Genomic DNA, 8,299 nt, shown 5'->3' on the forward strand with positions numbered 1-8,299 from the left:
TCCCCTCCAGCGCATCGTCCGAAACCAGGAGCCATTCGAGCCGCATCCAGTCCGCCCGGATCGACATCACGGCTAAGACCTCGGAGAGCCCTGTCACGATCCCGTCCGGCGTGAACTGACAGGCCGGATAGCGGTAGCCTTCTTGTGTCTCTACAGCGATGAGCTCCCCCGCCTTACGCCGCTCCTCGACTAACCGTTCGGGTATTTTGAGGATCGCGGCGACATACGAGGGCATGTAGAGCCCGCCAGCCAATTCGATCAGCTCGGCTTTCCGTACCTCACCGGCCGCTATCAGCTCGGCTACCAATGACGCGGTCATATCAATACGGGCCTCCGTTGACCTCTAAGGTCCGCGAATGTTGTCGATGCCATGGGCGTCTCCGACGATCCGCCGATTGCTCACTGGCGATTTGAATAGCGGATTGCTGAGGCACCCAGAGATAGTCGCTCCTTCGCACTCACGCGTATACGCCGTGCTCAATCCGGCCAAGCTGCGTCAGGACACGCTCAGCCTTGCCTTGGAGTACGAGATCCAGAGGTGTCGTCTGCAGGACCTGATTATACTCAAGGAGCCACGGCACGCCCTCTTCACCATAGACCTCCCGTGCCCGTCCGACGACCGTGGCGATCTCCGGCCCCGATCCCTTGAGAGACCTGAGTTGCTCGATTTGGCCTTCAAGACGGGCGATCGCCTGGTCAATGGCGTGGTCGGCGGTCGCCGTCGTGTAGGGCTTGAAGTCTCGATCGGGTTCAGTGGGCGGCATGTGGTCTCCTCCACGTAGGAACTTCAGGAGCGCGAACTGGCCAGCCTCCGTTGCCATGAACTCGCCCGGAGAACGCCCGCCGAACCACGGATGAGGCCTCCTCAGGAAGTCCTCAGGATCATCGTACAGATCGGCAATGTGAGCGCGGATCTCGTCGGCCATCTGTGTCATGGACGAGAGTCTAGCATCACGGCTGATTGCGGCCAATTCTGTCGGAGGTTGCGATTGCAATCGAGCTGACATGAAACATGATCTCAATCATGGGTACGGGGTTCTCTGTCGAGCGGCCATGACCTCCACCCAGTCTCGTTAGCACATCATAGCGGTAATCAGACGTCACTGGACGATCCATGCGCTCCGGCGGCCTCCAAGTCGAAGCGATGGTGGCTTGAGGCACTTCATTTCTAAGCTTGTCAGTCCTATTTCATAGTGAATGAGAGGGGCAGGAGCGGGCGCCGGCGCTTCTGGCCGACCGGACTTTCCCCAGCCCTGAGGGATGCTGCAGTCTGGCAAGGCTTGGCAGGTTGGGCCAAAAGGTGCCATCTTCGAGCGGAGCAGAACGAATCCGGCGGTCGATCGTTGACGGAGGTGTGGAGGAGCTATGCGGATCACAACGACCCAACAGGCCGAGGTTCTGAATAGGCTCACCACGATTGCCCATGGCGATATCGACTTGGTTCAGCGGGCAATCCGGGCAAGCTCGGAGCAGAATAGGCCTGCGCCATTGGGGAAGGTCATTCGGTATATTCTCCGGGAGCGAGACCATTCTCTGCCGCATCGGCAGGCCAAGGTCGCTTAAACAGACATCCTGAGGTCGTGTTGAGATGTCTGTCGCATGGACGACAGTGGCGATCATTGCGTTGCTGCTGCCGGGGGTCTTCTTTCTCATAGGGCTTGCAACTTCAGAGCGCTACTCTCGAGAAATCGTGCGTGCGAGTGCTGTGAGCGAGATCGCAGTTGCGCTTCTCGTCGCTATCCTGGTTCATTTGCTGGCCCAAGGGGTATTGCGGCTCATCGGGTTTGATGCGGAAAGCTTCTTCCGCCCCTTAATCGATTTCAATACGATGGCACCCGAGGCGGCTGTCCACGCCGCTTTTGAGCGTGTTTGGCGTGTGCTCCTTTACGTCGCCGCAACGGCGGTGCTCAGCTTTATCCTGGGATTCGTCACCTCAAGGTTAGTGAAAGCAGGGCCACTTCGTTGGCTGGCAGTTCACAAATGGCCGCATGATATTCCCGAAGGTGGATCAGTAACAGCCTACATACTCACTACAACCGCCGATAATGATCGTGCTCTCATGTACAAGGGATTTCTGCACGAATACTATTTGAACCCTGACGGGACCTTCTCGTACATTGTGCTGACGGGATGCTCTCGCTACTTCATGCACTTTGGCGAACAGTCCCCCACGACCGGCGAACAACTAGCCATGAATGGCCCCAGCGGGGATCCAGATCAAGCCATAGCACGCTTCTTGATCATCAACGGTGATAATGTGGCAAATGTCGTCTTCGACACAGCGGCGGGTATCGACCCTGGGGTGTCCGCAGAAGACGTCGAGGCTGAACTGTCTCGCGCCCTATCAGAGGCAAGCTCCGGCTCGCGAGCGAAGACAGCAGACTGAGGTGCAACGGATGCAATGCGAGTTGCCCTTTGGAGCGCGTACCACCCGCGCTCGCTGAAAAGCTTCGAGAAGCAACCTCCCCAGAGAGCGAGGATCTGACATCTGGTGATGCAGATCCGTTTCGGATAGCCCGTGCCTTCTGGTCTCTCAGGACCGTCTCCGCACCGCATCCGATCAGACGTTGAACAGCACTTCCCGGCTGCTTCGATGCCAATTGGCTGCGGGGGCGCCGCCCCCACGTCCCTACGCCCAAAGAAGAGCAGGGCACTGCCGCATCTCCGCCCCTCGCCCACCCCAGAAGCAATGCGCTTGACGATACCTGACGAGACGTCGCTAACCGTCGTGGGCGGCTCGGGCGTGTCGCATTTGGATAGGGTCCGCCTGCCACGTGGGCCTCGGAACGGTTTGAGTGGTGCTGCGTGGTGGGGCCGGCGCCCCCTGGGAGATGCCGCGTGCGGCGCCGCACCGCCGGCCGATGCCCGCCGCGGTATCCAGCACCTGCACATAGCTAGGCAGGAGGAGACCATGCAGGACGATAAAGATCGGTTTTCGTGCGCAGCGGCGATCACGGCCGTTCTCACGCTGAGTTGCACCATCGGTGTTCTCTACCTGCCTCTCTTCCTGCGCTGAGCCCCTGCTCGGTCACGGCTCCGGGTTGGCCCTGCCCTAGCCGGTCGGCATCGTGACCGTCACGTCCGGTCGACTCATCCGGCGCTGCGGGTCGTCACAGTCCCGCGCCTGAAGACCCTGGAGATGCTCCAAGCCCGTGGCTTTCTGGCCATCGATGACATGGACGACGAGACCGTCGGTTTCCCTTACCACCGTGGCGATCGTCACAAGCCCGGTTGGCGTCTCCCGCTCGATCCGGCCACCCAGAAGAATATCGCATTGCAGACGCAGCATGGTCTCCATCGAGACCTCCTCGAAGCGTGCTCAGCTTCTAACAACGGGTCCGAAACCGCCATGATCCTGGGAGGACGACAAGAGAGTCCCGAAACCGCGTGCCGGTGGATTTCCCCACATTCCACAGCGTTAGAACAAAGAATGAACATTTCTGTGGTGGCTCATGACACGAAGCAGTACCATCGCGGCGTCCAAAGGAGATGCCGATGACTGAGGCGGGATGGGCGGAACGTGACATAGATCCGAACGAAGCGGATGTAACGGCCGTGCTCGAGGCCTGCGGTGGCGACGCGAGGATCGCCATTAGGGCTCTCCTGGTCGAGCAACTCATCCAGGAAGAACGGATCGAACGGTTGGCCGCAGCCCTATCCTTCGGTTACGTCCGAGGACGGATTGGCGTTACTGCCGGACAGTTCACTGCCAAGCCTTGATACTCAGCCGTCTTAATGAGCTGATTGCTGCCTGTCGGATCAGATTCGATAGAACGGGACGGAGCCATTGCTCAGCGGGCCATGCCGCGGGGAACTGGCGAATGGATGCCCCAGGGGCCGTTTAGAGCGCCCATATCGATTTGGACGAACAACGCCTGAAGCATTCTCAGGATCTTGGACGTGCGAGCGGTGAAAGGTAGCTCACTCACGAAGGAGCAGGCCAATGAACGTGCAGACTCGTCTGGAAGCCAATGCCATCCTCGATCGCCTCATCGCAGATGGTTCAACCTTCTCCCGCGATGATGCGCGCCGCTTGATCGAGTTGATCCCCGTCGCTCCCCGTTCGCGGTTTGCGTTCAAGGGCATATTCGAAAGTCCAGGCTCCAGCATCAAGGGCCACGCGCCTGGTCATGGTGACGTTGAGTTGAAGGGCGAATCCAAGGAAAAGACGATCACGCTGAATGTGCCGGTCTCGCACAGGATCGGCGGGTATGTGGTGATGCATACACCCGGCTCAATTTACATTGAGTTGATGTGGGCCGAAACCAAGATGGATCAATCGGGATTGAGCTGCTTGCTCGATTATGATCGAGCAAGCAGGGAGCCTGAAGAAATGCGGATCGCCACCCAGAAGTCGCTGACGGTGCTCTTTCTCACCTTCGACTACATCTCTTACGTGTCCTGGAAGCAGCCTGAGTAGATTTGAGGCAGCGTCGTGGTGACGACCACGTCTGGGTGCCGCTCTGATTGGAACTACCAAGCCATGACATGCTGCGGCTGAAAACTGCAGCTCTGTTGCTTGAGGCACAGTGGACGACAGTCCGCCCCGCGGGAGCGGTCTCGTCAGAGTGGGCATGAGCCAACCTTGAGGCGCTGCCATGCTCGGGAACTGCAAAGCCAACTATGACTGACAGGCGCTGCTCTACGCCGGAATCTGGCGTTAGTGTTCGTTTTGCGATCAGCCGCCCGTAAGAAGGGCAGCCAGTTTTCGGCTGTCGTTCTCCCGCCGTTGGTGGTGCCGCTGCAGGAGGCACTCTCCCAAGGCGCCTTTGCGGGAGGCAAGAGGCTTTTGGTGACAACTCTGAGCCCAAACCGATCGTCTAGTGCCTCGATCTGGGTTGCTGTTTTCCTGATGGGGAGCCGGCTGAAGAAGCACTTGGATGCGAACGTGCATTTTGCATGAAATAGGTATTGATCAGAGCTACAACCCTTCGGCCTAGGGCCTGATCCGCCTCAATGCTGCCCGTATCGAGGATCTCGAGCCTGGCCTCAAACTCCGGGTCGCAGATGAGAATGGCCGGATTCTGCTCGTCACCGTCGCCTGAGCGGTCCAGAAACCAGCCCTCCTCAGGGTTGGGATCTTCTACCGTGAGATCTGCATTCAGGCTCTCGACAAGATACCTCGCCAGACGATCGTTGATCCTCGTGCCGTCATCTTCACCAAACATGAGCCTGGGCTCGCCGTGAGGATCCCGGATGACGTGCTGCCGATCTCTTCCAGGCCGGGCAATGAACAGGGTCCACTGTGACGATGGGCTCATAGGCTGCTTCTTGTTCAACAATCGGTCTGGGCAGCCTACGCTTCCCAGAGAACAAAGGCACTCCCGTCTGCCAGATCAGTATCGGCGTCCGAGCATCCAGTCGCCGACCTCGTCAAGGGCATCGAAGGCACGGTTGGTCAGGCGGCGCGGACCGGCCAACAGTCCCTCCTCCCGCTCCACACCATAGGGCCGCGGACGGGGTGGCATCGCCTCACGGGATTCCTTGAACCCGTCAGCCGGTTCATCGACGGCCCAGTCCCGCTGAGCCACGACAGGTGGATGGTTCGGGGGCATCAAGCGCAGGTCATGCCTTGCCTCGGCCGAGCGGCGGCTTTCAGCCGGCAGAATGTGTTCGACTCGGCTCAGGGCCACAGACTGCGACTGAGGCAGCGCTACCCGGTAGCCGAGCTCCTGGGCCACACCCGGCAGGTCCCGGACCGCTGCCCGGCCCGCCTCCAAGCCATGGCAGATGCTGAAGTACAGGGCATGGAAATTGGCGTTCTGCCGGATGGTCTCACGGCTTTCCTTCGTGGCGAACGGCGCGAGATAGAACGCCATGGTCCGCCCGCCCTTATCGGCCACGATCGCCGGCTTGGTGCGCGAGCAGTAGACGTACCCGTTCTCCTCGCTGAGTTCCCGGCGTCCTGCCGAACTGGCATGAAATGTTTTCACCCGCGTCCGCATGAGCGTGCCCTCCCCTGTCCTGGTCAGGGGAGAGGCCGCCGCGATAGCGAACTCATCGCACCCATCAGGCTGACAGAGCCCGCGGATGATGTCGGGACGGTCATGGATCTGAGCAAACGCTGGGGTCGCGAGCACGAGGGCCAGGGCAGCAAGAAGTCTGGGCATCGGGAGCCTTGGGTGGAGGGCGGTTAACGAAGCGTCATCACCCAGGTCGCGCAGGAATGTGACGATTTCAGGCCAAGCTGTGGGGGCAGCTATCGTGATCTGCCTACGGGTGGCGTTGTGTAGACCAGCCGCCGGTGCCAAGGACACCAGCTCGATCCATGTTGCGTCTCGGCTCCGCAGAAGATCGCTTTAGTCTGATCGTCTGAGACGATAAAGCGGCATTGTCTTGCCCGTAGCTTGAAGAGGGTCGTCCGGGTCTGTGGCGACGGCTCGCGGATCTCAGGCATGGCTCTCACACCTGGTGAACTGATCCCAGATCAACACGATGTGGCCCGGCGAGAGTTCCGCATCCGCTTGGACTATCAACAGAGGGATAGCCTTTGCTGGGTTCCACGCACGGCGAACATCCAGGCCCGCGATTGTCCTGGGACTGGCGGTCTTCTCAGGCTGCCGAACCGGGGGACAAACCCTACTGCGGCTGGTAATGTTACCAAGCCGCTGGATGGAGGCGCCGTTTCCAGCGCTCGCTGCGCGGGAGTTGGGCGGCAGCTTGATGCCTGGTCCGCCTGGTAGGCATAGCTTTCGATGATGTTACACGGTCCGAAGCGGCGAGCACGCTGCCCACCTCCGAGATTGGCATCCGTTGTATTCCGGCTTGCGATGCCTCCACCGGCTCTGCGGGTTCAGCGCGCTTCGTCCGTCGCATCCGGGCCTTCGTCATCTGACGTTCAACGTCTTGGAGGGGAGCTGGATCAACAGGTGTTACGTTCTCATCATCAGCAGCAACGACCTCGGTCGTAACCGGTGCGAGCGCCCCACCGAGCTCGGCCACCGACCATGCGCAGGTGAGAGCAGTTGCCAGCATTGGTTGGAGATGGCGCAGACAATCAAAGGGAGGGTGGAGCTGATTTCCGTCTCGGCCTGCGGATCCACTTTCTGCCCAGCCTGAGCAGTTCCTGCTGGATTTCTGCGATGTCGATGGCGTGGGGATCGAAGGTATCGTCGAACCACTCGCACAGCTCCCCATGCCGCTCGTGGGCGGGATCGGCCATGGCCTCCAGGAATTCGGCATAGCCAAACGGTCCACCGACGTCCTCGGGCGGACAGCGCCCGCTCGCGTCCACCAGCATCGGGTAGATCGCAGCGGGATCGCCCGGACCGATCCGCTCAAGGGTGATCGTGTGCTCCCAGCCATCGCCGAAGTCATACAGATACAGCAGCCGGCGCGCGCCCGTGTCCTCGATCACCTCCCGCAGGGTGGCCTTGCGGGCATCGAGCGGACCATCAAAGCCCCAGTCCGGATCCGGCACGCCCCAGCCGGTCTCGTCGGCTCGCAACTCCCACAGATGCGTGTTGGTCCAGCCCAGGGCGACCTGGAGCACCTGATGCAGGCGATCCATGCGCAGATCGAGCGGCACGATCAGGCGCCGGATCACGGCAGGCTCGACATCCTCGAGGACGACCTTGAGGTGGACAACAGGGGGCGTATCGGTCATGCGGCCAGTTTATCGCCGCCCGCGCCGGCTTTCCAGTTCCAGGCCAGAAGATCATCAAGCCGCGAGATCGGGGTCGCACCCGAGACGATGCGCTCCAGCACATCGTTGAGATAGACCGTGGGATCAAGCCTGTTGAGCCGCGCGGTCTGGATCAGCGAGGCCAGGATCGCCCAGGTCTCAGCCCCGCCCGCATTGCCCGCGAACAATGAGTTCTTGCGCGTGAGAGCCACCGATTGCATCGTGCGCTCGACTGTGTTGGTGTCCAGCTCGAGCCGGCCGTCCTCGAGACAGCGCGTCAGCCCGTCCCAGTGCGCGAGCGTGTACCGGATCGCCTTGGCCAGTCCGGATTGCGATGAGATCTCGGCCAGCACGCCGGTCATCTCGCTCTTGAGCCCTTCCAGGAGCGGCCGGATCCGGGCCTGCCGCACGGCTTTCCGCTCCGCCGCCGTCCGGCCGCGGATCTCGGCTTCAATCCCGTAGACCTCCGCCAGCACCGCAATCACCCGCGCCGCAAAGGCCGATCCGGTCGCCCTGTGAACCGCCACGAACTTGCGTCGGGCATGCGCCAGACAGAACGCGAGTTCAATTCTCCCGCGTGCCGTGCGGGCCAGGGACTTGTAGGCGCCATAGCCATCGACCTGCACAAGGCCGCTGAAGCCGGACAACTGGGCGGCAATCGCCCGGCTCGAGAGG

The 8,299-nt window shown here is 60.9% G+C and carries 10 protein-coding genes and 1 pseudogene; 3 read left to right on the plus strand and 8 right to left on the minus strand.

The window, feature by feature from the left end:
- Window positions 1–319: pseudogene (locus OC446_RS28230) on the minus strand (hypothetical protein); the annotation flags it as partial.
- 139 nt (window positions 320–458) lie between these two features.
- Entirely contained in the window at window positions 459–926 is a 468-nt protein-coding gene (locus OC446_RS28235; RefSeq protein WP_262032263.1) for an MbcA/ParS/Xre antitoxin family protein, read from the minus strand.
- A gap of 662 nt (window positions 927–1,588) precedes the next feature.
- On the opposite strand from OC446_RS28235, the gene OC446_RS28240 reads away from it, so the two are divergent.
- Entirely contained in the window at window positions 1,589–2,386 is a 798-nt protein-coding gene (locus OC446_RS28240) for a hypothetical protein (RefSeq protein ID WP_262032264.1), read from the plus strand.
- 666 nt (window positions 2,387–3,052) lie between these two features.
- Here the strand turns inward: OC446_RS28240 and OC446_RS28245 are convergent.
- The gene (locus tag OC446_RS28245; protein ID WP_262032265.1) at window positions 3,053–3,298 is read right to left on the minus strand and encodes a hypothetical protein; all 246 of its coding nucleotides are present in this window, start codon (window positions 3,296–3,298) and stop codon (window positions 3,053–3,055) included.
- A 197-nt stretch (window positions 3,299–3,495) separates the two neighbouring features.
- Between OC446_RS28245 and OC446_RS28250 the strand changes: the two genes are divergently transcribed.
- Both OC446_RS28250 and OC446_RS28255 read left to right on the plus strand, forming a co-directional pair.
- Window positions 3,496–3,720 carry a hypothetical protein gene (locus tag OC446_RS28250; RefSeq protein WP_262032266.1) on the plus strand — a complete coding sequence of 75 codons (225 nt, stop codon included), beginning with the start codon at window positions 3,496–3,498 and terminating at the stop codon, window positions 3,718–3,720.
- A gap of 223 nt (window positions 3,721–3,943) precedes the next feature.
- A complete protein-coding gene (locus OC446_RS28255; protein WP_262032267.1) occupies window positions 3,944–4,420 on the plus strand; it encodes a hypothetical protein in 477 nt (158 codons plus the stop codon).
- 400 nt (window positions 4,421–4,820) lie between these two features.
- Here the strand turns inward: OC446_RS28255 and OC446_RS28260 are convergent, their stop codons facing one another.
- The 5 genes from OC446_RS28260 to tnpC all read right to left on the minus strand — a co-directional run.
- On the minus strand, window positions 4,821–5,168 hold the full coding sequence (locus tag OC446_RS28260) for a hypothetical protein (protein ID WP_262032268.1): 348 nt from the start codon (window positions 5,166–5,168) through the stop codon (window positions 4,821–4,823).
- A 168-nt stretch (window positions 5,169–5,336) separates the two neighbouring features.
- A complete protein-coding gene (locus OC446_RS28265; RefSeq protein WP_262032269.1) occupies window positions 5,337–6,110 on the minus strand; it encodes a hypothetical protein in 774 nt (257 codons plus the stop codon).
- An 89-nt stretch (window positions 6,111–6,199) separates the two neighbouring features.
- Window positions 6,200–6,397, minus strand: coding sequence for a GcrA family cell cycle regulator (locus OC446_RS31180; protein WP_410055164.1), 198 nt, complete (start codon window positions 6,395–6,397; stop codon window positions 6,200–6,202).
- Window positions 6,398–6,997: 600 nt separating this feature from the next.
- Entirely contained in the window at window positions 6,998–7,606 is a 609-nt protein-coding gene (locus OC446_RS28270; protein WP_262032270.1) for a plasmid pRiA4b ORF-3 family protein, read from the minus strand.
- On the minus strand, window positions 7,603–8,299 hold a 697-nt coding region (gene tnpC / locus OC446_RS28275; protein ID WP_262032271.1), incomplete at its 5' end, for an IS66 family transposase. The genes tnpC and OC446_RS28270, both read right to left, overlap by 4 nt.

The sequence above is a fragment of the Microvirga sp. Mcv34 genome (genome assembly GCF_024519725.1).
GTDB lineage: Bacteria > Pseudomonadota > Alphaproteobacteria > Rhizobiales > Beijerinckiaceae > Microvirga.

Coding starts and splice junctions, on each gene's coding strand:
- OC446_RS31180 (WP_410055164.1), bottom strand. CDS start 6,397: ATGCCTGAGATCCGCGAGCCGTCGCCACAGACCCGGACGACCCTCTTC.
- OC446_RS28250 (WP_262032266.1), top strand. CDS start 3,496: ATGACTGAGGCGGGATGGGCGGAACGTGACATAGATCCGAACGAAGCG.
- OC446_RS28235 (WP_262032263.1), bottom strand. CDS start 926: ATGGCCGACGAGATCCGCGCTCACATTGCCGATCTGTACGATGATCCT.
- OC446_RS28260 (WP_262032268.1), bottom strand. CDS start 5,168: ATGTTTGGTGAAGATGACGGCACGAGGATCAACGATCGTCTGGCGAGG.
- OC446_RS28270 (WP_262032270.1), bottom strand. CDS start 7,606: ATGACCGATACGCCCCCTGTTGTCCACCTCAAGGTCGTCCTCGAGGAT.
- OC446_RS28245 (WP_262032265.1), bottom strand. CDS start 3,298: ATGGAGACCATGCTGCGTCTGCAATGCGATATTCTTCTGGGTGGCCGG.
- OC446_RS28240 (WP_262032264.1), top strand. CDS start 1,589: ATGTCTGTCGCATGGACGACAGTGGCGATCATTGCGTTGCTGCTGCCG.
- OC446_RS28265 (WP_262032269.1), bottom strand. CDS start 6,110: ATGCCCAGACTTCTTGCTGCCCTGGCCCTCGTGCTCGCGACCCCAGCG.
- OC446_RS28255 (WP_262032267.1), top strand. CDS start 3,944: ATGAACGTGCAGACTCGTCTGGAAGCCAATGCCATCCTCGATCGCCTC.